Annotated in this window: 22 protein-coding genes; 8 read left to right on the top strand and 14 right to left on the bottom strand. The window is 61.9% G+C overall.

Features of this window, described 5'->3' with window-relative positions; translation table 11 throughout:
* Positions 1–59 precede the first annotated feature (59 nt).
* The gene (locus tag J3P94_RS21050; RefSeq protein ID WP_434569517.1) at positions 60–563 is read right to left on the bottom strand and encodes a DUF4142 domain-containing protein; all 504 of its coding nucleotides are present in this window, start codon (positions 561–563) and stop codon (positions 60–62) included.
* Between the two features lie 346 nt (positions 564–909).
* Positions 910–2,259 carry a diguanylate cyclase domain-containing protein gene (locus J3P94_RS21055; protein ID WP_434569518.1) on the bottom strand — a complete coding sequence of 450 codons (1,350 nt, stop codon included), beginning with the start codon at positions 2,257–2,259 and terminating at the stop codon, positions 910–912.
* A gap of 232 nt (positions 2,260–2,491) precedes the next feature.
* On the opposite strand from J3P94_RS21055, the gene J3P94_RS21060 reads away from it, so the two are divergent.
* Entirely contained in the window at positions 2,492–3,511 is a 1,020-nt protein-coding gene (locus J3P94_RS21060) for a DUF4917 family protein (RefSeq protein ID WP_434569519.1), read from the top strand.
* A gap of 164 nt (positions 3,512–3,675) precedes the next feature.
* Here the strand turns inward: J3P94_RS21060 and J3P94_RS21065 are convergent, their stop codons facing one another.
* From J3P94_RS21065 to J3P94_RS21085, 5 genes are all read right to left on the bottom strand, one after another.
* Entirely contained in the window at positions 3,676–4,257 is a 582-nt protein-coding gene (locus J3P94_RS21065; RefSeq protein ID WP_434569520.1) for a DJ-1/PfpI family protein, read from the bottom strand.
* A gap of 226 nt (positions 4,258–4,483) precedes the next feature.
* Complete coding sequence (locus J3P94_RS21070; protein WP_434569521.1) at positions 4,484–5,701, bottom strand: class I SAM-dependent methyltransferase; 1,218 nt, start codon at positions 5,699–5,701, stop codon at positions 4,484–4,486.
* Positions 5,702–5,991: 290 nt separating this feature from the next.
* The gene (locus J3P94_RS21075) at positions 5,992–6,609 is read right to left on the bottom strand and encodes a TPM domain-containing protein (protein WP_434569522.1); all 618 of its coding nucleotides are present in this window, start codon (positions 6,607–6,609) and stop codon (positions 5,992–5,994) included.
* Positions 6,610–6,636: 27 nt separating this feature from the next.
* The gene (locus tag J3P94_RS21080; protein ID WP_434569523.1) at positions 6,637–7,386 is read right to left on the bottom strand and encodes a TPM domain-containing protein; all 750 of its coding nucleotides are present in this window, start codon (positions 7,384–7,386) and stop codon (positions 6,637–6,639) included.
* A 107-nt stretch (positions 7,387–7,493) separates the two neighbouring features.
* Positions 7,494–8,102, bottom strand: coding sequence for a LemA family protein (locus J3P94_RS21085; protein WP_305496253.1), 609 nt, complete (start codon positions 8,100–8,102; stop codon positions 7,494–7,496).
* 260 nt (positions 8,103–8,362) lie between these two features.
* On the opposite strand from J3P94_RS21085, the gene bglX reads away from it, so the two are divergent.
* Complete coding sequence (gene bglX, locus J3P94_RS21090; protein WP_434569524.1) at positions 8,363–10,654, top strand: beta-glucosidase BglX; 2,292 nt, start codon at positions 8,363–8,365, stop codon at positions 10,652–10,654.
* 119 nt (positions 10,655–10,773) lie between these two features.
* On the opposite strand, the gene J3P94_RS21095 is transcribed toward bglX, so the two are convergent.
* The 5 genes from J3P94_RS21095 to J3P94_RS21115 all read right to left on the bottom strand — a co-directional run bounded on the left by J3P94_RS21095 (position 10,774) and on the right by J3P94_RS21115 (position 15,091).
* A complete protein-coding gene (locus J3P94_RS21095; protein ID WP_434569525.1) occupies positions 10,774–11,931 on the bottom strand; it encodes a phospholipase D-like domain-containing protein in 1,158 nt (385 codons plus the stop codon).
* Position 11,932: 1 nt separating this feature from the next.
* Entirely contained in the window at positions 11,933–12,523 is a 591-nt protein-coding gene (locus J3P94_RS21100; protein ID WP_434569526.1) for a YceI family protein, read from the bottom strand.
* A 117-nt stretch (positions 12,524–12,640) separates the two neighbouring features.
* Complete coding sequence (locus J3P94_RS21105) at positions 12,641–12,952, bottom strand: amidase (protein WP_434569527.1); 312 nt, start codon at positions 12,950–12,952, stop codon at positions 12,641–12,643.
* On the bottom strand, positions 12,949–14,043 hold the full coding sequence (locus J3P94_RS21110; RefSeq protein ID WP_434569528.1) for a serine hydrolase domain-containing protein: 1,095 nt from the start codon (positions 14,041–14,043) through the stop codon (positions 12,949–12,951). The genes J3P94_RS21105 and J3P94_RS21110 overlap by 4 nt, the downstream gene beginning before the upstream one ends.
* Positions 14,044–14,206: 163 nt before the next feature.
* On the bottom strand, positions 14,207–15,091 hold the full coding sequence (locus J3P94_RS21115; RefSeq protein WP_434569529.1) for an acyl-CoA dehydrogenase: 885 nt from the start codon (positions 15,089–15,091) through the stop codon (positions 14,207–14,209).
* A 152-nt stretch (positions 15,092–15,243) separates the two neighbouring features.
* Between J3P94_RS21115 and olsB the strand changes: the two genes are divergently transcribed.
* Together olsB and J3P94_RS21125 are read left to right on the top strand one after the other, a co-directional pair.
* Positions 15,244–15,999: an L-ornithine N(alpha)-acyltransferase gene (gene olsB, locus J3P94_RS21120; RefSeq protein WP_305496260.1), complete on the top strand. Its 756-nt coding sequence runs from the start codon at positions 15,244–15,246 to the stop codon at positions 15,997–15,999.
* A complete protein-coding gene (locus tag J3P94_RS21125; RefSeq protein WP_434569530.1) occupies positions 15,999–16,793 on the top strand; it encodes a lysophospholipid acyltransferase family protein in 795 nt (264 codons plus the stop codon). The genes olsB and J3P94_RS21125 overlap by 1 nt, the downstream gene beginning before the upstream one ends.
* A 113-nt stretch (positions 16,794–16,906) precedes the next feature.
* On the opposite strand, the gene J3P94_RS21130 is transcribed toward J3P94_RS21125, so the two are convergent.
* Positions 16,907–17,491: an ACP phosphodiesterase gene (locus J3P94_RS21130; RefSeq protein WP_434569531.1), complete on the bottom strand. Its 585-nt coding sequence runs from the start codon at positions 17,489–17,491 to the stop codon at positions 16,907–16,909.
* Between the two features lie 152 nt (positions 17,492–17,643).
* Between J3P94_RS21130 and J3P94_RS21135 the strand changes: the two genes are divergently transcribed.
* Genes J3P94_RS21135 through J3P94_RS21145 form a run of 3 tightly spaced genes read left to right on the top strand, consistent with a single transcriptional unit; the run spans position 17,644 to position 20,212 of the window.
* Positions 17,644–17,946: an ArsR/SmtB family transcription factor gene (locus tag J3P94_RS21135; protein WP_014336977.1), complete on the top strand. Its 303-nt coding sequence runs from the start codon at positions 17,644–17,646 to the stop codon at positions 17,944–17,946.
* 17 nt (positions 17,947–17,963) lie between these two features.
* The gene (locus J3P94_RS21140) at positions 17,964–19,130 is read left to right on the top strand and encodes an MFS transporter (RefSeq protein WP_434569532.1); all 1,167 of its coding nucleotides are present in this window, start codon (positions 17,964–17,966) and stop codon (positions 19,128–19,130) included.
* Between the two features lie 32 nt (positions 19,131–19,162).
* Complete coding sequence (locus J3P94_RS21145) at positions 19,163–20,212, top strand: alkene reductase (protein ID WP_434569533.1); 1,050 nt, start codon at positions 19,163–19,165, stop codon at positions 20,210–20,212.
* A gap of 243 nt (positions 20,213–20,455) precedes the next feature.
* Here the strand turns inward: J3P94_RS21145 and J3P94_RS21150 are convergent, their stop codons facing one another.
* Positions 20,456–21,088, bottom strand: a complete 633-nt coding sequence (locus J3P94_RS21150; RefSeq protein WP_305496265.1) for a TetR family transcriptional regulator — start codon at positions 21,086–21,088, stop codon at positions 20,456–20,458.
* Between the two features lie 265 nt (positions 21,089–21,353).
* Here J3P94_RS21150 and J3P94_RS21155 point away from each other — a divergent pair, with 265 nt between their 5' ends.
* The gene (locus J3P94_RS21155; protein ID WP_434569534.1) at positions 21,354–22,511 is read left to right on the top strand and encodes an efflux RND transporter periplasmic adaptor subunit; all 1,158 of its coding nucleotides are present in this window, start codon (positions 21,354–21,356) and stop codon (positions 22,509–22,511) included.
* The last annotated feature ends 1 nt before the right edge of the window (position 22,512 follow it).

A 22,512-nucleotide genomic window follows, 5' to 3' on the forward strand; every position in this document is an offset into this window, starting at 1 on the left:
GGGCAAAACAAGCCGGGACGCTGGCGTCCCGGTCCTGAGGTAAAAACAGGTGCGGCAAATCAGCGACTGGCCTGCAGCGCCCTGGCCATCTCGAGATGCGTCTGCAATTTGGGCAGGGTTTCGTCGGCGAACGCCTTGATCTCCGGCACGTTGGTGGTCTGGGCCTGTTGCTGGATCTGCTCGATGGCTTCCTCAGTGGCCTTGACCTGGCTGGCGGCATATGCCGCCTCGAACGACTCGCCCTCGGCCACTTGCGGCATCAAGGTCTTGGCCTTGTCCGCGACTTCTTCCCGGGGCGCGACGGGCAAGTCGAGCTTCTTGGCGATTTTCGCCAGGTGTTGGTTGGCGGTAGTGCGGTCGTTGATCACCATGATGGTGTAATCCTTGACCTCCCTTGATTCCGCCTTCGAATGTGCGGCACGGCTGGCTTCGATGTCAGCCATGCCTTTGGCGGATGCATCGTCGATGAATTCGGCAGGTGACTGGGCCCAGGCACTGCTGGCACCCAGGCCCATCAGCACGACAACACTGGTGGTGCGTAAAAAGGTGGCCATCCGGCTCATGGTCACGCCCTCCTCTGATAGAAAATTGCGCCGGGGTTTCCCCGCCGCTGAATCAGAACCACCGTTGAATATTCAGCGAGTCGTGCGATCCGGCTTGCGGCCGATCTCAGCCTTCAGCGGACTTTTATCGACACTCGCGGTGGTGGTTCTCCCACTTTTGCGACCCGCTTCAGACACCTTCGTTCGATCATGAGCAATGTTTCCCGGATAAATGTTGCTTGACCCGCGCATGCTCGAGCCCTCCGTATTGCATGAATGATGGGCATGCCTACCCCGTATTTCATTTGAAAGGAGTCGGCATTCAAGGTTTGGAAAAAGCGCTGGCGCGACGACGAACGGTGAGGTGTCAGATGCCGAAGGCCCGGTGATTGTGGCGTTTGGCTGCGTACATCGCCTCGTCGGCGTGGCGGAACAAGGTGATGTCTTCCGTGCCGTGTTCGGGGAAACATGCCACGCCAATGCTCGGTTCGATGCTCAGGCAATGACCGTCCAGCCGCAGCGGCTGGGCCAGCGCGTGACGAATCTGCTCCTGCACCCGGTCGGCGTCTGCCACGCTCTGGATGCTATGGAGCAGCACCACGAATTCATCGCCACCGATGCGCGCGACAGTGTCGGTGTCACGTATGCAACCCTTGAGTCGGCTGGCCACCGCTTGCAGCAGCATGTCGCCAACGGCATGACCGTAGGTGTCGTTGATCTGCTTGAAGCGATCCAGATCGATGTAGAGCAATGCCATCCGCCCCGATGCAACACGGGCCGTGGTCAACGCGGCCTTGAAGCGGTCACGCAGCAGCTCGCGATTGGGTACCTGAGTGAGCTGATCGTACTGCGCCATGTGCTGCAACCGGGTATGCAGTTGCTGGCGCTCGATGGCAATCGCAATCTGCACGCAAACATACTGCAGCAATTCCTTGTCCTGCTCGGTGTAGCGCTCGTTATCCGCCGCGCTCTTGACGATCAACGCGCCAATCGTGCCGCTCTGCGAATTCAGTGGCACCCCCAGCCAGCACGGCGCGTCCGGTTTCGCCACGAGGTCGTGCAGCTCCACGGGCAACGAGCTGGAGCCGGGCGTCAGCAGGATCGGCTGACCGCTGCGTATGACCTCGGCACACAAACGTCCGATGGTCGTACCCGGCAGTTCCGGCTGTCGCTCCCGGTCGTCGACGTGATAGGGAAAGTTGAGCTGGGCACATTGCTCGTCATACAGCGCCACCGAAAAATTCAGTGCTGGCAGCCACTCGCCGATTATCAAATGGATACGTTTGAACAACGCCAGCAGGTCGGCAGCCGCATGGGCGGCCTCGGAGATCGCGTACAACGCGGCCTGCCGAGACTCCGCCAGCTTGCGCTCGGTGATGTCCCGCGCCACGGCGATCCGCAATTGGTCAGGCTCGGACCAGCGCGCCGACCAGAGGATATGGACGACCCCACCGTCCTTGCGCAGATAGCGGTTCTCGAAATTGAGCTTGGGTTCTCCGCGCATGACTTCGCGCGCCGCATCAAGGGTCCGCTGGCGGTCGGCAGGGTGGACCATATCGATCATCGAACGGCCGATCAGCTCCTTGGGCGTGTAGCCGAAGATCCGCTCGCTGGCGGCACTGACAAACACGAAACGCCCCAGGGCGTCGACGGCGCACACGGCATCCATCAGCAGATCAAGGTAACCGGCCAGCGGCGTGGAGTTTCGAATATCCATGGCACAGAAGCCATCCGGGAATGCAGCAATGAACAAACCGGGAAATCGCCAGGCCAGCGCGCGCCCTGATACCGGTGAGGATAGCCCAGGCGCCCGGTCCGCCGCAGTAAACCGCTCGACCAGAACGCCTTAAAGGTTATCGGCCGGTCACGACGTATCTTGATCTGGCTCAAGACTGGGTCGTGATAAAGTCGCGTCCTGCCCTTTGCCACGTTTTGAGATGACCTTCGCAATGACCGATTTCCAGGAATACGACGCCCGGCTCGACAATTGGGAGACGTTGCGCACCAACACCGCTTTCAGCGGCCTGCTGGTGGGCAATGGCGCGAGCCGCGCCGTGTGGGACGATTTCGGCTATGACTCGTTGTTCGAGAACGCCCGCACCGTCGAGGAAAAACCACTGAGCCCTTCGGAACTGAGCGTCTTCGACGCCTTGCAGACACGCAGTTTCGAGCAGGTATTGGGCGCGTTGAAAACCACCAGCCGGGTCAACAAGGCCCTGGCCGTCAGCTCCGCCGCCCCGCGCAATCGCTATTACGCAATCAAGGAAGCCTTGATCAACACCGTGCACGCGGTGCATATCCCCTGGCGACTGGTGCAACCCTCGACCCTGGGAAGTCTCAATCAGGAGCTGGGCCGCTACCGCACAGTGTTCACCACCAACTACGATCTGCTCAGCTATTGGGCGATCCAGCATACGCCCGAGACCCTGACCGATCTGTTCCTGGGTGCCGATCACAGCTTCGATCCGAGTCGGACCAGTACAGACAAGCCGCGCCTGTTGTATCTGCACGGCGGCCTGCATTTGGTGCGCAACCAGGACGGCACGGCACGCAAGCTCGCTTCCACCGAAGGCACGCTGTTGGGCAGTTTTGCCATCAACAACACCCTCAAGACCCTCGACGACGTGCCGCTTTTTGTCAGCGAAGGGCCGAGCCAGGACAAACTCAAGACCATCCGCAGCAGCGATTACCTGTCGTTCTGCTACGACCAGTTGCTGCACCACGACGACAATCTGTGTCTGTTCGGCCATGCCTTGGGCGAGCAGGATAGCCACATCGTCCATGCCCTGCGCCAAGCGGCGCCGAGGACCGTGGCCATCTCGATTTACCCGCGCAGCCAGGCGTTCATCCAACATCAGAAGCGGCATTACGCCAGATTGTTCGAGGGCCTGGACACGCAACTGCGCTTCTTCGATGCCAAGACCCACCCACTGGGCGATCCGAAGCTGGCGGTGCCGGTGGAGGTCTAAATCCGACGGGGCGGCGCAGAACCGTGGCGAGGGAGCGTGCTCCCGCTCGACTGCGAAGCGGTCGCCATTTACGCGATGGGACCGCTTCGCGCTCCAGCGGGAGCAAGCTCCCTCGCCACAAGAGCTCACTCTATCGGACGAGTGCGGCGCGTAGCCCCTGGCTTCTACAAGGTAATGGCCGTGCCCAGCAGCGTCAGGAACCCCGCCAGCCAGTTCGGATGGGCGGGCCACGCCGGTGCCGTGGCCAGGTTGCCTTGGACATGGGCTTCGGTCACTGGAATATTGATGAACGTCCCGCCGGCCAGGCGCACCTCCGGAGCACAGGCCGGATAGGCACTGCATTCGCGCCCTTCCAGGATGCCTGCCGCCGCCAGCAATTGCGCACCGTGGCACACCGCGGCGATCGGCTTGCCCGCCAGGTCGAAATCGCGCACCAGTTGCAGGACGCTTTCATTCAGGCGCAGGTATTCCGGCGCACGACCGCCCGGCACCAGCAGTGCGTCATAGTCGCTGGCCTGGACGCTGGCGAAATCATGGTTGATGGCAAACAGATGCCCTGGCTTCTCGCTGTAGGTCTGGTCGCCTTCGAAATCATGAATCGCGGTGCGCACCGTCTGCCCGGTGGTTTTGTCCGGGCACACCGCGTGCACTGTATGGCCGATCATCTGCAGGGCCTGAAAAGGCACCATCACTTCATAATCTTCGACGTAATCGCCGACCAGCATGAGGATTTTCTTCGCGGCCATGGCATGGGCTCCTTTGGGATGCGTGGGGGGAACGCATTAAAGGTAGTCCGCTGTAACAGAACAGGGAGAAACTCTGTCCACTGGCTGACGGGCTGCACAGCGGCGTGTCGGTCGCCCCCTGTGGGAGCGAGCTTGCTCGCGATTCAGGCGATAAGGTGTTTCAGGCATACCGCGTCATCGTTCAATCGCGAGCAAGCTCGCTCCCACAGGATTTCGAGCAGCGGTTTCAAGCGAGGTAGCCGTCAGCCCGCAGCAGCGTTTCCAGGCAATGTTCGGTGATGTGGTAAAACGCCTTGAGCTCTTCGATCCTGGCAAGAAGTTCGGCAGGATCCACCGGCTCGGCGCGCTTGACCGCCAGGATCATCTTGTTCTTGTTGGTGTGGTCCAGGGAGATGAACTCGAACACCTTGGTCTCGTAGCCACAGGCTTCGAGGTACAGCGCCCGCAGGCTATCGGTGACCATTTCCGCCTGTTGGCCAAGGTGCAGGCCATATTGCAGCATCGGCTTGAGCAGCGCCGGGCTCTGGATCTGCAAGCGGATCTGTTTGTGACAGCACGGCGAACACATGATGATCGAGGCACCCGAACGGATGCCCATGTGGATCGCGTAGTCGGTGGCGATGTCGCAGGCATGCAGGGCGATCATCACGTCCACTTCACGCGGCGCCACGCTGCGCACGTCCCCGTGCTGGAACTCCAGGCCCGGGTGCTCAAGCCGCGCGGCGGCTTCATTGCACAACTTGACCATGTCCTCGCGCAATTCGACGCCTGTCACCAGCCCCTCGGCCTGCAAGGTGTTGCGCAAGTAATCATGGATGGCGAACGTCAGGTAGCCCTTGCCCGAGCCGAAATCCGCGACCCGCACCGGTTTGTCCAGCGCCAGCGGCGAAGACGTCAACGCGTGGCTGAAGACTTCGATGAACTTGTTGATCTGCTTCCACTTGCGCGACATCGCCGGAATCAGCTCGTGCTTGTGGTTAGTCACGCCCAGGTCGGCGAGGAACGGCCGGCTCAGATCGAGGAAGCGGTTTTTCTCACGGTTGTGCCCCGCGGACGGCACTTCCCGCAGCTGCTGGGGCTTGCTCTTGAACAACGAGCTCTTGCCCTTCTTGCTGTACTCCAGCTGCGCCTCGTCAGTGATTGCCAGCAGATGTGCATTCTTGAACGAGGCCGGCAACAGCGCGGCGACCGTCTCAACGCCTTCGACCAGCGGGAAATTCTTGGTGATGTCGCGCGTCTTGTAGCGGTAGACGAAGGACAGGCACGGCTGATCCTTGACCGTCAGTTGCTTGATGATCAGCCGCTGCAGATCGGCTTCGTCACCGACGTATTTGGCCAGCACCAGCTTGATGAAGGCGTTCTGCCCAAGGCTGGCCTGCAACAGCTCGATGAACTGGGCGTGGTGATCCGGCGCGGGACGGGCGGAAGTTGCAGTGACGGACATGGAAAAGCGGCCTCGGGGCGGGCGGATCGGGAATGGCGGGTATTTTAGGGGGGATGGGAGGCCAGGGCACGGGGAATTTCCCCAACGGTGCAAAAGTGATAGTCCATCTTCATAGGTCAACAGGCTTCTGTGGCGAGGGAGCTTGCTCCCGCTCGGCTGCGAAGCAGTCGCCCGATCTCAGGCCTGACTCAACCCTTCAGACCGATGGGGAGCGCTTCGCGCTCCAGCGGGAGCAAGCTCCCTCGCCACAAAGGCGCTCCCGCCACAACGGTGTCCGGCAGAAAATAGTGTCAGCCGAGCACCACCAACCGATTCGGCAACTCATTGCGCGCATGGGTCACCGGCACATGCGCCTTGAGCAGTTCGCCGCAGGCTTCAATGCACGTCACAAAGCCTTGCAACGTCTGGCCCTGGCGAACCCGCTGGGTAAATGCCGCGACGATCGCCTCCCAATGCTTATTGTCGAGTCGCTTGGAAATGCCCTCGTCCACCAGGATTTCCACATACCGCTCGGCCTCGCAAACGAAAATCAGCATGCCTGTGCCGTCCACCGTATGGTGCAGGTTCTGCTCGAGAAATTGCCGGCGCGCCAGGTTCGACGCTCGCCAGTGACGTACTGAGCGAGGGATCAGGTACGTGGTGATAGCAGGCAGGCGAAACAGCAGGCACAACCCGATGAAACTGCCCCACTGCACCAACAGCAAGCTGTGCGTGGTCAGCCAGCCCGTCAGGTAATGCGCCACGCCGGGCACCACCAAGGCCAGCAGGCTGGCCCAGAGCAGTGGGATGTAGGCGTAGTCGTCGGCGCGGGCAGCGAGCACCGTCACCAGTTCGGCATCGGTGTCGCGCTCGACCCGGGCAATGGCCTCGGCCACCTTGCGTTGTTCGTGTTCAGTCAGTAATGCCATGTCAAAAATGCCTGCTCATTATTATGCTCACCAGCCGCCCGACGAACCGCCGCCACCAAAACTGCCACCGCCACCGCTGAAGCCTCCGCCACCGCCGCCGCCGAAACCGCCACCGCCGCTTCTGGAGCTGCCACCGCCGGAACCGCCACTGCTCGGCAGGATACCAAGCACCTGGCAAACGCCTATCGTCAGGATGAACAGCATCGCCAGGAAGATTATCAGCCCCGCATGCCGGTCGATGAAGTCGCCCTCACCCTGCCCTCCCGCGTCATACGCAGGGGCCGGCTCATCCAGCGGACTGCCGCCCAACACCACGAGCATCGCCGCGACGCCGTCGCTGATGCCCTTGTTGAAATTTCCCGTCTTGAATGCCGGAGTGATGACCTGATTGATGATGACCGAGCTCTGGGCATCGGTCAGCCGATCTTCCAGGCCGTACCCCACTTCGATCCGCAGTTTACGGTCATCGCGGGCGACGATCAGCAGCGCGCCGTTGTTTTTATCCTTCTGCCCGATGCCCCAGTGGCGGCCTAATTGGTAACCGAAGTCTTCGATGCTGGCGCCCTGCAGGTCCGGCAGGGTGACGACAACCACCTGCTCACTGGTCGCCTGTTCATGGGCCTTGAGCTGCGCATCGAGTTGCGTGCGCACCGAGGGCTCCAGCATCTGGGCGGTATCCACCACCCGCCCGGTCAATGCCGGGAACTTCAATTCGGCCTGGGCCGTAACTGCGAACACCCAGAGCAACAGCACCAGGCCAAATTTCAACACTCGCATCAGAACTCCTGTGTGGGAGCGAGCTTGCTCGCGATAGCGGTGGATCAGTTTGCATCAATGCTGGATGTGTGGCCGCCATCGCGAGCAAGCTCGCTCACACAGTTTTTTCAGAACTTCACTTCAGGCGCTTTTTCGGCATTCGGGCTGGTCGCCTCGAAGGTTTCGCGGATCGGCAAGTCGCTGTACATCACGCTGTGCCACAGGCGGCCGGGGAACGTGCGTATTTCGGTGTTGTACTTCTGCACCGCCAGGATGAAGTCGCGACGCGCCACGGCAATGCGGTTCTCGGTGCCTTCGAGTTGCGATTGCAAGGCCAGGAAGTTCTGGTTGGCCTTCAGGTCCGGGTAGCGCTCGGACACCACCATCAAGCGGCTCAACGCCCCGCTCAACTGGTCCTGGGCTTGTTGGAACTGCTTGAGTTTTTCCGGATTGTCCAAGGTATTGGCATCGACCTGGATCGAGGTGGCCTTGGCCCGCGCTTCGATGACTGCGGTCAGGGTTTCCTGCTCATGCCGGGCATAACCCTTGACGGTTTCCACCAGGTTAGGGATGAGGTCGGCGCGGCGTTGGTATTGGTTCTGCACCTGGCCCCAGGCCGCCTTGGCCTGCTCGTCCAGCGTCGGGATGTTATTGATGCCGCAACCGGCCAACAGCGTGGTGAACAGCATCAGGGCCAGCATTTGCAGGCCGCGAAGGTGGTTCAGTCGTGGATTCATCGGATCGAGCGCTCCCTTGCATTGCATTAAAAAAACACCGCCACCTATCTTACCGGCGTCTGGGGCATAATCGCCGCCGCACTGGATTGAATCGGGTCGATGGGCTAAAAGATGCCCGGTGCGAAACTTAGTTCATCCCCATGGGTTCGAAAGTGTGCTGCATTTATCCGGATACACCCGAACAACAATAGCCGCTCCTCACATTCAGGCTGACCGGCGTGTCCTGTTCACCGCCCTTTAGGCTTGCGAGAAAACCATTCATGAAGAAGCTGTGTCTGCTGGGCCTGTTTGTCACCCTGGCCACTCAACCTGTATTAGCCGACAACCTGCCAGCCCCCATAGAGAACAAGGACGCTTTCATCAGCAACCTGATGAAGCAAATGACCCTCGAGGAAAAGATCGGCCAACTGCGCCTGATCAGCATCGGCCCGGAAATGCCCCGGGAGATGATTCGCAAGGAAATCGCCGCGGGCAACATCGGTGGTACGTTCAACTCCATTACCCGCGACGAAAACCGTCCGATGCAGGACGCGGCCATGCGCAGCCGGTTGAAGATCCCGATGTTCTTCGCCTATGACGTGATCCATGGCCACCGGACCATTTTCCCGATTCCCCTGGCCCTGGCTTCGAGCTGGGACATGGACGCCATCTACCGCTCCGGCCGTATCGCGGCCAAGGAAGCGGCGGCCGACAGCCTGGACATCACCTTTGCGCCGATGGTCGATATCTCCCGCGACCCGCGCTGGGGCCGCACCTCCGAAGGTTTCGGCGAGGACACTTACCTGGTGTCGCGCATTGCCGGGGTGATGGTCAAGGCATTCCAGGGCAGCGGCGCCAACGCCGCCGACAGCATCATGGCCAGCGTCAAGCACTTCGCCCTGTATGGCGCGGTGGAAGGCGGCCGGGACTACAACACCGTGGACATGAGCCCCGTGAAAATGTACCAGGACTACCTGCCGCCCTACCGCGCCGCTATCGACGCCGGTGCAGGCGGGGTGATGGTCGCGCTGAACTCCATCAACGGCGTGCCGGCCACCGCCAACACCTGGCTGATGCACGACTTGTTGCGCAAGGAATGGGGCTTCAAGGGCCTGGCCGTCAGCGACCACGGGGCGATTTTCGAGTTGATCAAGCATGGCGTCGCCCGGGACGGTCGCGAAGCGGCCAAACTGGCGATCAAGGCCGGCATCGACATGAGCATGAACGACTCGCTCTATGGCAAAGAGCTGCCAGGGCTGCTCAAGGCTGGCGAAATCGAGCAGAGCGACCTTGATAACGCGGTGCGTGAAGTGCTGGCCGCCAAGTACGACATGGGCCTGTTCAAGGACCCGTACCTGCGCATCGGCAAGGCCGAGGATGACCCGGCCGACGTCTATGCCGACAGCCGCATGCATCGCGCCGATGCCCGTGACGTGGCGCGCCGCAGCCTGGTCCTGCTGGAAAACCGCAACCAGACCCTGCCCTTGAAGAAGACCGCGAAGATCGCCTTGGTCGGTCCGCTGGCCAAGGCGCCGATCGACATGATGGGCAGTTGGGCCGCCGCCGGTCGCCCGGCCATGTCGGTCACCGTGTACGACGGCATGGCCCGTGCGCTGGGCGGCGAGTCGAAGCTGATCTACGCCCGTGGCGCCAATATCACCGGCGACAAGAAGGTGCTCGACTACCTCAACTTCCTCAATTTCGACGCACCGGAAGTGGTGGATGACCCGCGCCCGGCCCAGCTGCTGATCGATGAAGCGGTGAAAGCAGCCAAGGAAGCCGACGTGGTCGTGGCCGCCGTGGGCGAGTCCCGTGGCATGTCCCACGAGTCCTCGAGCCGCACCGAGTTGAACATCCCGGCCAGCCAGCGCGAGCTGATCAAAGCCCTGAAAGCCACCGGCAAACCCTTGGTGCTGGTGCTGATGAACGGCCGTCCGCTGTCGCTGCTGGAAGAACAACAGCAAGCCGATGCGATCCTGGAAACCTGGTTCAGCGGCACCGAAGGCGGCAACGCCATTGCTGACGTGCTGTTCGGCGACTACAACCCGTCGGGCAAGCTGCCGATCACCTTCCCACGCTCGGTCGGGCAGATTCCTACCTACTACAATCACCTGAGCATCGGCCGGCCGTTCACGCCGGGCAAGCCGGGCAACTACACCTCGCAATACTTCGACGACACCACCGGCCCGCTCTACCCGTTCGGCTATGGCTTGAGCTACACGACGTTCAACCTGTCGGACATGGCCTTGTCGTCCACCACGCTGAACAAGACCGGCAAGCTCGACGCCAGCATCACCCTGGAAAACACCGGCGAGCGTGACGGTGAAACCGTGGTGCAGCTGTACATCCAGGACGTGACCGGCTCGATCATCCGTCCGGTGAAAGAGCTGAAGAACTTCCGCAAGGTGATGCTCAAGGCCGGCGAGAAGAAAGTCATCCACTTCACCATCACCGAAGACGACCTGAAGTTCTTCAACGCCCAGCTCAAGTACGCCGCTGAACCGGGCAAGTTCAACGTGCAGATCGGCCTGGATTCCCAGGACGTGAAGCAGCAGAGTTTCGAGTTGCTCTGAAAATCCCCCTGTGGGAGCGAGCCTGCTCGCGAAGGCGATCCTTCAGTCACTGCATCATTGACTGTCGGACCGCTTTCGCGAGCAGGCTCGCTCCCACAGTTGTATCTGTGGTGTCTGGACTAACCCCGTCGATCCAGCAGATTCACCACCAGCCGGTCCACCCATCCCCACAACCGTTGCTTGACGCGCTTCCACAGCGGCCGACGCTGCCAGGCGTCGAGACTCACTTGCAGGCTTTGGTCGAAATCGCGCTCAAAACTGGCCGCCACGGCCTTGCTCAGTCCTGAGTCCAGTGCTTCCAGATTGGCCTCCAGGTTGAAGCGCAGGTTCCAGTGATCGAAATTGCACGAGCCGATGCTGACCCAATCGTCCACCAGCACCATTTTCAAATGCAGGAAACATGGCTGGTATTCATAGATCTTCACACCGGCCTTGAGCAGGCGCGGGTAATAACGGTGGCCGGCGTAGCGCACGGAGGGGTGATCGGTGCGCGGGCCGGTCAGCAGCAGACGCACATCGACGCCCCGAGCGGCGGCCTTGCGCAAGGAGCGACGCACGTTCCAGGTCGGCAGGAAATACGGCGTGGCCATCCAGATACGTTTCTGGCCGCTGTTTAACGCCCGGGACAGTGATTGCAGGATGTCGCGGTGCTGGCGGGCGTCGGCATAGGCCACCCGGCCCATACCCTCGCCCACCGGCGGAACACGGGGCAAGCGCGGCAAGCCGAAATTGGAAGCCGGTTTCCAGGCCCGACGATGGCGGTTGGCGAGCCACTGGCGGTCGAACAGAAGCTGCCAGTCGAGCACCAGCGGGCCGACGATTTCCACCATCACCTCGTGCCAGTCGCTTTGGTCTTCCAAAGGGTTCCAGAATTCGTCGGTGACCCCGGTGCCGCCGACCACCGCCAGGCGCTGATCGACCAGCAGCAGCTTGCGATGGTCGCGGTAAAGATTGCGCACCCAGCGACGCCAGCTCAGGCGATTGTAGAACCGCAGCTCCACACCTGCCTCGACCAGGCGATTGCGCAGGCCCAGGGTAAACGCCAGGCTGCCGTAGTCGTCGAACAGGCAGCGCACGCGAACACCCCGCTCGGCGGCCTGGACAAGCGCCTGGACCATCGCCTCGGCGCAAGCGCCCGCCTCCACCAGATACAGCTCCAGTTCCACCTGCTCCTGGGCGCGGGCGATTTCCACCAGCATGCGCGGAAAGAACTGCGGACCGTCGATCAGCAACTCGAAGCGATTGCCTTCGCGCCAAGGGAATACCGGACCGCTCATGTCAGCGCGCCGTGAAGATCAGCACCGCATTCACCGGCACCGACAGGCTGATAGTCGACAATCCGGCCAGTGCGCGCAGCTTTTCCAGGCCCGGCGCCAGGCCGAAATCCGCCGCGTTGAGCACCACCGGCTCCAGGGTCACGACCTGGAAGCGTCGCTCATCCAGGCGCGTCGCCAGCAGTTGCACGTTGTATTCGTGCTGCTTGCCATGCAGGTCCACCGTTACCGGCAGGCGCAGCTCCAACTGTGCGCCGTTGGCCAGGTCCTGGATCGGCATCAAGTCAAGCTGCGCGGTGATGGTGGCTTCGGCAAACTGCTTGATCTCGAACAGCTCGGCGCGCATGCGTTCGTCCCGCAGCGGGACGCCGCTGTTAATGGACTCCAGCTCGACCTCCAGCCGCGCCAGGCCCTTGGGCTGGACCTGGCCATGAAGCACCAGAAAGCGCTGGACCTCGGACACATTGCCGTTTTTGCTGCTGATAAACGAAAGCCGCGACGATTCGCCGTCCAGGTACCAATCGGCCTGGGCCGGCAATGCGGCGCAGGCCAGCAGCAACGTGACGACAGCGTGGGGGAGAAACCGCTTGAACATACAGACTCGGAGGGCAGAGAAACCTGTGGCGAACCTTAACCGGGACGAGGGCGATTGCAAACTGTCGGTTTCGACAACTGCCTTGGCTCGCCACAAAGGCAATCCTTGAATCAGCATTCAGGGCTCCAACCGGCACCCCTGCCGCTCGCCGATCCAGCGCGCACTGTGGCTACGCCCCAACCCGCTGACGGTGACGCGTCTGGCTTCAACGGTCTCGAAAAAATCGCTGATGGGTACCGACTGCTTCACGTAGCCCCGGCAATACTCGGCTGGCTGCCGCATCACATAGCGGCACGAGCAATACTCCTTGGCGGTGTACGCGCTGATAATGCCGGGAAAGGCCTGCAGGGCTACCCGTTCCAGCCAGACCCAACCGAACAGGGCAATGAGCAGCACCGACGCCAGGCTGAGCAACACGTTGCGTCTCATGGTCGCACCGCCCCGGCGAAGGCCGCCATGGCGCGCTTGAGCAATTCGTTGTGGCGGTAGCTGCCGTCGCGGTCATCGCCGTAGCGCACGATCACTAGCCTGGCGCTGGGAATGATATACAGCGCCTGGCCCCAGTGACCGAGCGCGGCAAACGTATCCGGCGGTGCGTCAGGCCATGGGCGGAGGGTGGCGTCGGCACCGCGATTGAGCCACCAATGCCCGCCAGGCACGGCTTCGTCCTGGCCCGCCTGGAAACCGGCGAAAGGCTCGCGATTGAATGCTATCCAGTCTTTCGGCACCAGTTGCCGGTCGCCCCAGCGGCCATCGCGCTGCATCAACAAGCCGACACGCGCCAGGTCCTGCGCCGTCAGGTAGGCATAGGACGACCCGACAAACGTGCCGCTGGCGTCGGTTTCCCAGGTCGCGTGGCGGATGACCAGCGGTTCGAACAGGGCCGTCCAGGGGTAGTCGGCATAGCGTGCCGGGCCGACGATGGTTTTCAGCGCCGCCGCCAGCAGGTTGCTGTCGCCACTGGAGTAACGGAACACTTGCCCGGGCGGGCCGAAGCTTGCGTGCGCGGCAGTGAACGCCGCCATGTCGTGGCGCCCCCGCGTGTAGAGCATCGCCACGACTGAGGAATTGAGTGGCGCGTATTCGTAGTCTTCCTGCCAGTCCAGGCCGGAAGTCCAATGAAACAGATCGGCCAGGGTCATGTCCGGGTGTCGCTGCAGCGGCGGGTAGTACTTGGCAGCAAGATCATCCAGGGCAAACAGCCTTTCGCCGTAGGCCACGCCGAAGATTGTCGCCAGCAGGCTTTTACTGATGGACCAGGTCAGGTGCGGAGTCTGGGCGGTCGTGGGTCCGGCGTAGCGTTCATAGACCAGTCGGCCGTCCTGGATGATCAGGAGCGCGTCGGTGCGGATGCCCTCGCGGGTGCTGTCATCCCTTTGGGTAAAGGCGTATTGCTCCAGCGCTTCGAGGGCCGGCCCAGTGGGCGTCGGGCCGGTTGGCCATTGTTCTGACGGCCACTCTTCAGCGCGGGCTGTGAGGGTCAACAGCAACAGCGGGAGCAACAGCCAGCGTCTGGACATGCGTGGGGCTCGCAGGATTTAACCTGCAGAGCCTAGCCGGGCTTGATGACAGTTTGAGTTGATGGGGTCTGGGAGGACGCCATCGCGAGCAAGCTCGCTCCCACATGGGTCTCATGTGCGACACAGCCCTATGTGGGAGCGAGCTTGCTCGCGAAGAGGCCCGTCAAGCCAATAAAGATTCCAACGCCTTGGCCAACCGCTTGGCCCGCGCGCCCGCCGCGATGTCCATGACTCCTTTGTCGCGCCCCCACATTTCTCGCCACGACGCCGGCCCAGCAGCCAGTGCCTCATTCAATTCGGCATCAAGCCCCTTGAACTGCGCGAACAGCCCACCCAGCAGCACATGCCCGGCCGCACTGGACGGGTTTTGCCGACTCACCTCCGCGCACCCCGCCAGCAACGCCAACAGACGCAGTTGCAAGGCCTGCGGCCAATCGCACTCCTGGCCCACACCATAGAGCCAGGCAGCCATTGCACTGAGCACATAAAGGTCTTCCAGGGTACGGAACGGTTTGACGTAGGCATCCCAGCCGTCACCTGGCAGCACTTCGCACAACGCGCCATCGAGCAATACCCGAGCATGGCCGATGTCCGGCATCAAGGGGATGGCGGGGAGTTTTTCCAGGTTCACTCCAGGTTCTCCGCCATAGACCACCACCAGCTTCAGCCGCGGTGCTTCGCCGGCCGCTTCGCTTCGGGCCGCGATCAGCAGCCATTCGGCGGCATCGCCCGCGGTGACGAAATCCTTGCGTCCATTCACCCGCAAGTCGCTGAGACGGGTCTGCATATCCGCCGGGCGCAGGCTGCGCTGCTCGGTGGCGCACAAGGCGCCGAGGCTCTGCGGCGCGCTTGGCCAGAGCGCCCGCAGGGCCGCCTGGTAGCCCACCAGGAACGCCAGCCCCGGCGTGGCCATCAACCTTGCGCCGGCCACGGCCAGCTCGAATGGCGTGACCGGCCCCAGCCGTTGCAACAAGCTCGCGTGACCTTCCGCCAGATCCATGAAGGCAGGCAACCGCTCGCCGCGTTCGATCAGGGTTTGCCAAGGCATGGGGGTTCCTCGTGGGCTGTCATATAAGCATCACCAAAGCTTCATGGCGATGACACCGGGGCTACATAGCCTGACTTTGCACAACATGGCTGCATAAAGAAAGTCGATTGGCTCACCCCAAGACGGGTGTAAAGCCCGCACGGAGATTCGCTATGACTCAGATCGCCCGCATCAGCGACACCGGCAATGAACGCCGCCTGCAAGCCGAACGCCTGATTGGCGCCAAGGCCTTGCAAGAAGCACAGGCCCTGCGCTTCAACGTCTTCAGCGGCGAATTCAACGCCAAGCTCAAGGGCGCGGAACTGGGTCTGGACATGGATGACTATGATGTTCACTGCGCCCACATCGGCGTACGCGACCTGAACACCGGCCGCCTCGTGGCGACCACCCGCTTGCTCGACCACCAGGCCGCCAGCAGTCTGGGCCGGTTCTACAGCGAAGAAGAATTCAGCCTGCACGGGCTGGTCCATCTCCAGGGTCCGATCCTGGAAATCGGCCGCACCTGCGTCGACCCGGCCTACCGCAACGGCGGTACCATCGCGGTGCTCTGGGGCGAACTGGCCGAAGTCCTCAATGAAGGCGGCTACAGCTACCTGATGGGTTGCGCGAGCATTCCGATGCAAGACGGCGGCATCCAGGCCCAGGCAATCATGCAACGCCTGCGCGAACGCTACCTGTGCACCGAACACCTGCAAGCCGTGCCGAAAAAACCCTTGCCGGCACTCGACGTTCCGTCCAACGTCATCGCCGAGATGCCACCGCTGCTCAAGGCGTACATGCGCCTGGGCGCGAAGATTTGCGGCGAGCCGTGCTGGGACGAGGATTTCCAGGTCGCCGACGTGTTCATCCTGCTCAAGCGCGACGAACTCTGCCCGCGTTATGCCCGTCACTTCAAGGCGGCGGTGTGATGAGCCGGCTGCGGGTGTACGCGCGAATCGCGCGCGTGTTGCTGGTCGTCGCGCTGGGCCTGGCCATGGCCAGTGTGTTCGGGCTGCTGGAACGCCTGGGGCTGGCCCATTCGATGGTGCGCCGCCAGCGCTGGTCGCGGTTTTTCATGGCGCGACTGAGCAATGCCCTGCCCTTTCGCGTCACCGTTCATGGACACCTGCCAAAACAGCCGATGCTGTGGGTCAGCAACCATGTGTCCTGGACCGACATTCCGCTGCTGGGCATGCTCACGCCGCTGTCGTTCCTGTCCAAGGCCGAAGTGCGCACCTGGCCGGTGGCTGGATGGCTGGCGGCCAAGGCCGGCAGCCTGTTCATCCGGCGCGGCTCGGGCGACAGCCAGTTGATTCGCAAACAGATGAGCCGCCATCTGGAGCAAGCGCATCCGCTGCTCATGTTCCCTGAGGGCACGACCACCGACGGACGTTCGCTGCGCACGTTCCATGGTCGCCTGCTGTCGGCGGCCATCGATGCCGACGTGGCCTTGCAACCGGTGGCGATCCGTTACCTGCGTAACGGCGAACCCGACTTGTTGGCTCCCTTCATTGGCGATGATGACCTGCTGTCACATTTGATGCGCCTGTTTGCCAATGACCTGGGCGACGTGGAAATCCACTTGCTGGAGCCCATCGCCTGCCACGGCCAGGAACGCGCGGCCCTGGCGTTCCAGGCGCAACAGGCGGTGCACAAGGCGCTGTTCGGAACGATTCCAGAGAAACAGCAAGCGCCGGTACGGCCTGCGGCGATTGCGGCTTGATCCGAATCCGCATGAGGTCCCTGTGGGAGCGAGCTTGCTCGCGATAGCGATTTAACATTCAGCAGATGTGCTGGCTGATACACCGCTATCGCGAGCAAGCTCGCTCCCACATTTTAGTCCTGCGGTGTGATCTGATTCTGCGCAAAATCCTGCAACTGCGGATAGAACAACCGAAAATCCTCGCTCAACGGCTCATACAGCCTGACCAACTCCGCCATCGCCCCGGCCAGTTCCTCGGGCCGCGACAGGCGCCGGGAAATACCGCGCAGCACCTGCCCGAGCACGTCGAATTCCTTATAGGAACCCAACCAGTCATCCGCCGCCATGAACGGCGCGATCTGCGCCAGGCGCCCGGGCAGTTGCGCTTCGGCGGCGAGCACCTGGTAGACCCGGGAAGTGAAATCCAGCAGCGGCCCTTCGCCGTACTGCGCCCAGTCGCGGGCCAGGCAATGGTCGAAAAACACATCCAGCACGATCCCGGCATAACGCCGGCGGACCGTGGAGAAGCGCGACAAGGCGACATCCACCAACGGATGGCGATCGGTGTACATGTCGATGCGTCGATGCAGGGCGATCGCCGCTTCGATCTGCGGAGTGAATTGCCCCTGCAGCGGCCCTTTGACGAAATCGCCGTAGAGGCTGCCGAGCAGTTGTTCCCGGCCAGGGCCGCCGAGGTGCAGGTGTGCGAGATAGTTCATGGCGGGCAGCTTACCATCGCCACGCCTATATCGTTATAACCCGATATAGCGATTTGTTGGTCCCTCAGATCAAATACATATTGGTATATCGCGAAGCAACGATTTAAGGTTCGCCTCATCGCGATATAGCGTTATACATAAGAGCTGCCCCAATGACCCTCGACCTCGACGAAATAATAAAAGCCCTGGCGCACCCAGTACGGCGAGACATCCTCAACTGGCTCAAGGACCCCAAGGTCCAGTTCCCCGAACAGTTGCACAACCATGAATTCGGTATTTGCGCCGGCCAGATCGATCAGCGCTGCGGCCTTTCGCAGTCCACGGTATCGGCGCATCTGGCGGTTTTGCAGCGGGCGGGGTTGATCACCAGCCAGAAGGTCGGTCAATGGCACTTCTTCAAACGCAACGAGGACGTGATCCAGCAATTCCTCAAGCAAATGAGCCAAGAGCTCTGACCTGACAAGGATTCGAAATGCCCCTTTCACTCTTGATCCTGGCGCTTAGCGCCTTCGCCATCGGCACGACGGAATTCGTCATCATGGGCCTGTTGCCCGATGTGGCGGCGGACCTCGGCGTATCGATTCCCGGCGCCGGCTGGCTGGTGACCGGCTATGCGCTGGGCGTGGCCATCGGTGCGCCGTTCATGGCAATGGCCACCGCGCGGCTGCCACGCAAGGCTGCGCTGGTGGCGCTGATGGGGATCTTCATAGTCGGCAACCTGCTCTGCGCCGTCGCCAGCGACTACAACGTACTGATGTTCGCCCGGGTCGTCACTGCCCTGTGTCACGGTGCGTTCTTCGGCATCGGCTCGGTGGTGGCGGCCGGCCTGGTGGCGCCGAACAAGCGCGCTTCGGCCGTGGCCCTGATGTTCACCGGCCTGACCCTGGCCAACGTGCTCGGCGTACCGCTGGGCACCGCACTGGGCCAACAGGCCGGCTGGCGCTCGACCTTCTGGGCCGTGACGGTCATCGGTGTGATCGCCCTGATCGGTCTGATCCGCTTCCTGCCGGCCAAGCGCGACGAGGAAAAACTCGACATGCGTGCCGAGCTGGTGGCGCTCAAGGGCGCAGGCCTGTGGCTATCGCTGAGCATGACCGCGTTGTTCTCCGCCTCGGTGTTCACGCTGTTCACCTACGTCGCCCCTCTGCTCGGCGAAGTCACCGGCGTTTCGCCCCGTGGCGTGACCTGGACCCTGGTCCTGATCGGCCTCGGCCTGACGCTTGGCAACATCATCGGCGGCAAGCTGGCGGACAAGAGCCTGGCGAACACGCTGATGGGCGTCTTTTTGACCATGGCGCTGGTGTCCACGGTATTGAGCTGGACCAGCGTGGCGCTGATCCCGACTGAAATCACCCTGTTCCTCTGGGCCACCGCCTGCTTTGCCGCCGTGCCGGCCCTGCAAGTCAACGTGGTGACCTTCGGCAAAGCCGCGCCAAACCTGGTGTCCACCCTGAACATCGGTGCCTTCAACATTGGCAATGCCTTGGGTGCCTGGGTCGGCGGCAGTGTCATCGACCATGGCCTGGGCCTGACAGCCGTGCCCCTGGCCGCCGGCGCGCTGGCCATGCTGGCGCTGCTGGTAACCCTGATCACTTTTCGCCAGGGCGGCAATGCCGACCTGGCCCCTGCCACTCACTGACTTTTAACCCTTCACTTGCGAGGTTGCATTTCATGGCGACAATTTTCGACCCCATCAAACTCGGCGACATCGAGCTGAAAAACCGCATCATCATGGCCCCGCTCACCCGCTGCCGCGCTGACGCAGGCCGAGTACCCAACGCGCTGATGGCCGAGTATTACGTGCAACGCGCCTCCGCCGGGCTGATCCTCAGCGAAGCCACTTCGGTGACGCCGATGGGCGTGGGCTACCCCGATACCCCAGGCATCTGGTCCAACGACCAGGTACGCGGCTGGGCCAACGTGACCAAAGCCATCCACGGCGCCGGCGGCAAGATTTTCCTGCAGCTCTGGCACGTCGGCCGGATTTCCCACCCGTCCTACCTGGACGGCGAGCTTCCGGTGGCTCCGAGCGCCATCCAGCCCAAGGGGCATGTGAGCCTGGTACGTCCGCTGGCCGACTACCCGACGCCGCGCGCATTGGAAACCGCGGAAATCGCCGACATCGTCGATGCCTACCGTGTGGGTGCCGAAAACGCCAAGGCCGCCGGGTTTGATGGCGTGGAAATTCATGGCGCCAACGGCTACCTGCTCGACCAGTTCCTGCAAAGCAGCACCAACCAGCGCACCGACAACTACGGCGGCTCCCTGGAAAACCGTGCGCGCCTGTTGCTGGAAGTGACTGACGCGGCGATCGAAGTCTGGGGCCCCGGCCGCGTGGGCGTGCACCTGGCACCGCGCGCCGATTCCCATGACATGGGCGACGAAAACCGCCTGGAAACCTTCAGCTATGTGGCCCGCGAACTGGGCAAGCGTGGCATCGCCTTCATCTGCTCGCGCGAGAAAGAAGGCGCGGACAGCATCGGCCCACAACTGAAGCAAGCGTTCGGCGGCCCTTACATCGCCAACGAGCGTTTCACCAAAGAAAGTGCCAATGCCTGGCTGGCGGAAGGCAAGGCTGACGCCGTGGCGTTCGGCGTGCCGTTCATTGCCAACCCGGACCTGCCGGCACGCTTGAAAGCCGATGCACCGCTGAACGAACCTCACCCGGAAACCTTCTATGGCAAGGGACCGGTGGGTTATATCGATTATCCCGTGCTGTAAACCGGCGCCGTGTAAGCAAAAGCCCCGACTCGAAAGAGCCGGGGCTTTTTTGTTTGCAAGCGGCGGATGTTAACGATCTGTAATCCGATCCCAACAAATTTCCTACAAATTAGCCGTTTTTGGACCTGTCATCGCGGCAACCATGCGTATATAAAAGCAGCCTTGATTCATACGACACCGCCCGGGAGACGGCGGCAACGTCCTACGCCATTGACATAACCGGTCGCAATTGCACACTTTGTTTCATTTGCGCAGGTTAGGGCTCAGGCGCAGCATGTCCAACCCGATATCCACCCAGCGCTCCGCCTCACCGGCCAGGGCGAAGCTGTCCGGCGCCAGCAGCCACTGATACAGGATCCCGTCGATATAGGCATGGATAGCCACCGCAGCCCTCTCGGGATCCAGGTCATCCGGCATCTGCCCACGCTTCATTGCATTGCGCAGGGACAGCGCGATGCGCACGTTACAGTCAAGGCTGACCTCGCGCCGCTGCTGGCGCAAGTCGCACATTTCATCGGTGAATTCGCACTTATGGAACAGAATCTCATTAATGCGGCGGGTTTTCGGGTCCAGGGCCACTTGTTGGAACAACCTCACCAGCAGCTTGCGCACGCACCCCAGCGGGTCGAGTTCCTCCTCGCTTTCGCTGGCGCGGGCCAGCTCATCGAGCGGCTCATGCAAGGTATCGAGCATGGCCTGGAGCAAATCCGCCTTGTTGCTGAAATGCCAGTAGATCGCACCACGCGTCACACCGGCCAGCGTCGCGATGTCGGCCAGCGTGGTTCGCGCCACGCCGCGCTCGAAGAAGGCCTTTTCGGCCGCTTCAAGGATCTGGCTGCGAGTCTCCAGGGCTTCTTCTTTGGTACGACGTACCATGGCAGTAAACACCTCAATCAGGATGCGTAAGCAATGCGTAAGGATCGGTTGGATAACCTATGAAGCAGTGCCTGTCGGAATGCGTCCCCGGACTGCATCGGCCTTTGTCAGGCTTTTGTAAATACGGATGGTACGCAATTTGGCTGTTTACAAACAACCATGTACGTAAGTATATTTCTTAGCAACCTATTAATTGAATAATGCTGATTTTTTAACCTTCCACTTTTCGAGTGCGCCTGTTGCGCGCCTGGACCCGAGGATTTCCATGCAATTCAAGCCAGCTGTTACCGCTCTGGTCACTGCCATCGCCCTGGCATCGCTGCTCAGCGGATGCAACAAGGAAGAGGCTGCCCCTGCCCCTCCCCCTCCTCAGGTCGGCGTCGTAACCCTCAAGACTCAGCCTTTTACCCTGACCTCCGAATTGCCGGGCCGCACCAGTGCGTTCCGCGTCGCCGAAGTGCGTCCGCAGGTCAACGGCATCATCCTCAAGCGCCTGTTCAAGGAAGGCGCCGACGTCAAGGCCGGCCAGCAGCTGTACCAGATCGACCCGGCCGTCTATGAAGCGAACCTCAAGAGCGCCGAGGCCAACCTGCGATCCACCAAGTCGATTGCCGATCGCTACAAGCAACTGGTCGACGAGCAGGCCGTCAGCCGCCAGGAGTACGACACCGCCGTGGCCAACCGCCTTGAGTCGGAAGCGAACCTGCAGACGGCCCAGATCAACGTGCGTTACACCAAGGTCTACGCGCCGATTTCCGGTCGCATCGGGCGCTCCTCGGTCACCGAGGGTGCGCTGGTGAGCAATGGCCAGACCGACGCCCTGGCGACCATCCAGCAACTCGATCCGATCTACGTCGACGTGACACAGAGTTCCGTCGAGCTGCTGAACCTGCGCCGGGAGCTGGAAAGTGGTCGCTTGCAAAAGGCTGGCGATAATGCCGCCATGGTCAAGCTGACTCTGGAAGATGGCAGCCAGTACCCTCATGAAGGCAAGCTGGAGTTCTCTGAAGTCTCGGTCGATCAGACCACCGGTTCCGTGACCTTGCGCGCCGTGTTCCCCAACCCTGAGCACACGCTGCTGCCGGGCATGTTTGTCCACGCGCAGCTGCAGGCCGGCGTGAACAGCGCCGCAATCCTGGCGCCGCAGCAAGGCGTGACCCGCGACCTCAAGGGCACGCCGACTGCGATGGTCGTGGGCGCGGACAACAAGGTTGAACTGCGTCAGCTCAAGGCCAGCCGTACCGTCGGCAGCCAGTGGCTGATCGAAGACGGCCTCAAGGCCGGTGATCGCCTGATCACCGAAGGGTTGCAGTACGTACGGCCAGGGGTGGAAGTCAAAGCCACCGAAGCCACCAACGTCGACGCAAAGAACCCGGCCCCCGCTCAGGCAGCTGACAAAGCCGCCGGCGGCAAAGGGGAGTAAA

Source organism: Pseudomonas sp. Z3-8 (genome assembly GCF_051131975.1).
GTDB lineage: Bacteria > Pseudomonadota > Gammaproteobacteria > Pseudomonadales > Pseudomonadaceae > Aquipseudomonas.

What these genes read in the sequence shown, in the direction of transcription:
- J3P94_RS21050 (WP_434569517.1), bottom strand. Translation starts at nt 563, where the DNA reads ATGAGCCGGATGGCCACCTTTTTACGCACCACCAGTGTTGTCGTGCTG.
- J3P94_RS21055 (WP_434569518.1), bottom strand. Translation starts at nt 2,259, where the DNA reads ATGGATATTCGAAACTCCACGCCGCTGGCCGGTTACCTTGATCTGCTG.
- J3P94_RS21060 (WP_434569519.1), top strand. Translation starts at nt 2,492, where the DNA reads ATGACCGATTTCCAGGAATACGACGCCCGGCTCGACAATTGGGAGACG.
- J3P94_RS21065 (WP_434569520.1), bottom strand. Translation starts at nt 4,257, where the DNA reads ATGGCCGCGAAGAAAATCCTCATGCTGGTCGGCGATTACGTCGAAGAT.
- J3P94_RS21070 (WP_434569521.1), bottom strand. Translation starts at nt 5,701, where the DNA reads ATGTCCGTCACTGCAACTTCCGCCCGTCCCGCGCCGGATCACCACGCC.
- J3P94_RS21075 (WP_434569522.1), bottom strand. Translation starts at nt 6,609, where the DNA reads ATGGCATTACTGACTGAACACGAACAACGCAAGGTGGCCGAGGCCATT.
- J3P94_RS21080 (WP_434569523.1), bottom strand. Translation starts at nt 7,386, where the DNA reads ATGCGAGTGTTGAAATTTGGCCTGGTGCTGTTGCTCTGGGTGTTCGCA.
- J3P94_RS21085 (WP_305496253.1), bottom strand. Translation starts at nt 8,102, where the DNA reads ATGAATCCACGACTGAACCACCTTCGCGGCCTGCAAATGCTGGCCCTG.
- bglX (WP_434569524.1), top strand. Translation starts at nt 8,363, where the DNA reads ATGAAGAAGCTGTGTCTGCTGGGCCTGTTTGTCACCCTGGCCACTCAA.
- J3P94_RS21095 (WP_434569525.1), bottom strand. Translation starts at nt 11,931, where the DNA reads ATGAGCGGTCCGGTATTCCCTTGGCGCGAAGGCAATCGCTTCGAGTTG.
- J3P94_RS21100 (WP_434569526.1), bottom strand. Translation starts at nt 12,523, where the DNA reads ATGTTCAAGCGGTTTCTCCCCCACGCTGTCGTCACGTTGCTGCTGGCC.
- J3P94_RS21105 (WP_434569527.1), bottom strand. Translation starts at nt 12,952, where the DNA reads ATGAGACGCAACGTGTTGCTCAGCCTGGCGTCGGTGCTGCTCATTGCC.
- J3P94_RS21110 (WP_434569528.1), bottom strand. Translation starts at nt 14,043, where the DNA reads ATGTCCAGACGCTGGCTGTTGCTCCCGCTGTTGCTGTTGACCCTCACA.
- J3P94_RS21115 (WP_434569529.1), bottom strand. Translation starts at nt 15,091, where the DNA reads ATGCCTTGGCAAACCCTGATCGAACGCGGCGAGCGGTTGCCTGCCTTC.
- olsB (WP_305496260.1), top strand. Translation starts at nt 15,244, where the DNA reads ATGACTCAGATCGCCCGCATCAGCGACACCGGCAATGAACGCCGCCTG.
- J3P94_RS21125 (WP_434569530.1), top strand. Translation starts at nt 15,999, where the DNA reads ATGAGCCGGCTGCGGGTGTACGCGCGAATCGCGCGCGTGTTGCTGGTC.
- J3P94_RS21130 (WP_434569531.1), bottom strand. Translation starts at nt 17,491, where the DNA reads ATGAACTATCTCGCACACCTGCACCTCGGCGGCCCTGGCCGGGAACAA.
- J3P94_RS21135 (WP_014336977.1), top strand. Translation starts at nt 17,644, where the DNA reads ATGACCCTCGACCTCGACGAAATAATAAAAGCCCTGGCGCACCCAGTA.
- J3P94_RS21140 (WP_434569532.1), top strand. Translation starts at nt 17,964, where the DNA reads ATGCCCCTTTCACTCTTGATCCTGGCGCTTAGCGCCTTCGCCATCGGC.
- J3P94_RS21145 (WP_434569533.1), top strand. Translation starts at nt 19,163, where the DNA reads ATGGCGACAATTTTCGACCCCATCAAACTCGGCGACATCGAGCTGAAA.
- J3P94_RS21150 (WP_305496265.1), bottom strand. Translation starts at nt 21,088, where the DNA reads ATGGTACGTCGTACCAAAGAAGAAGCCCTGGAGACTCGCAGCCAGATC.
- J3P94_RS21155 (WP_434569534.1), top strand. Translation starts at nt 21,354, where the DNA reads ATGCAATTCAAGCCAGCTGTTACCGCTCTGGTCACTGCCATCGCCCTG.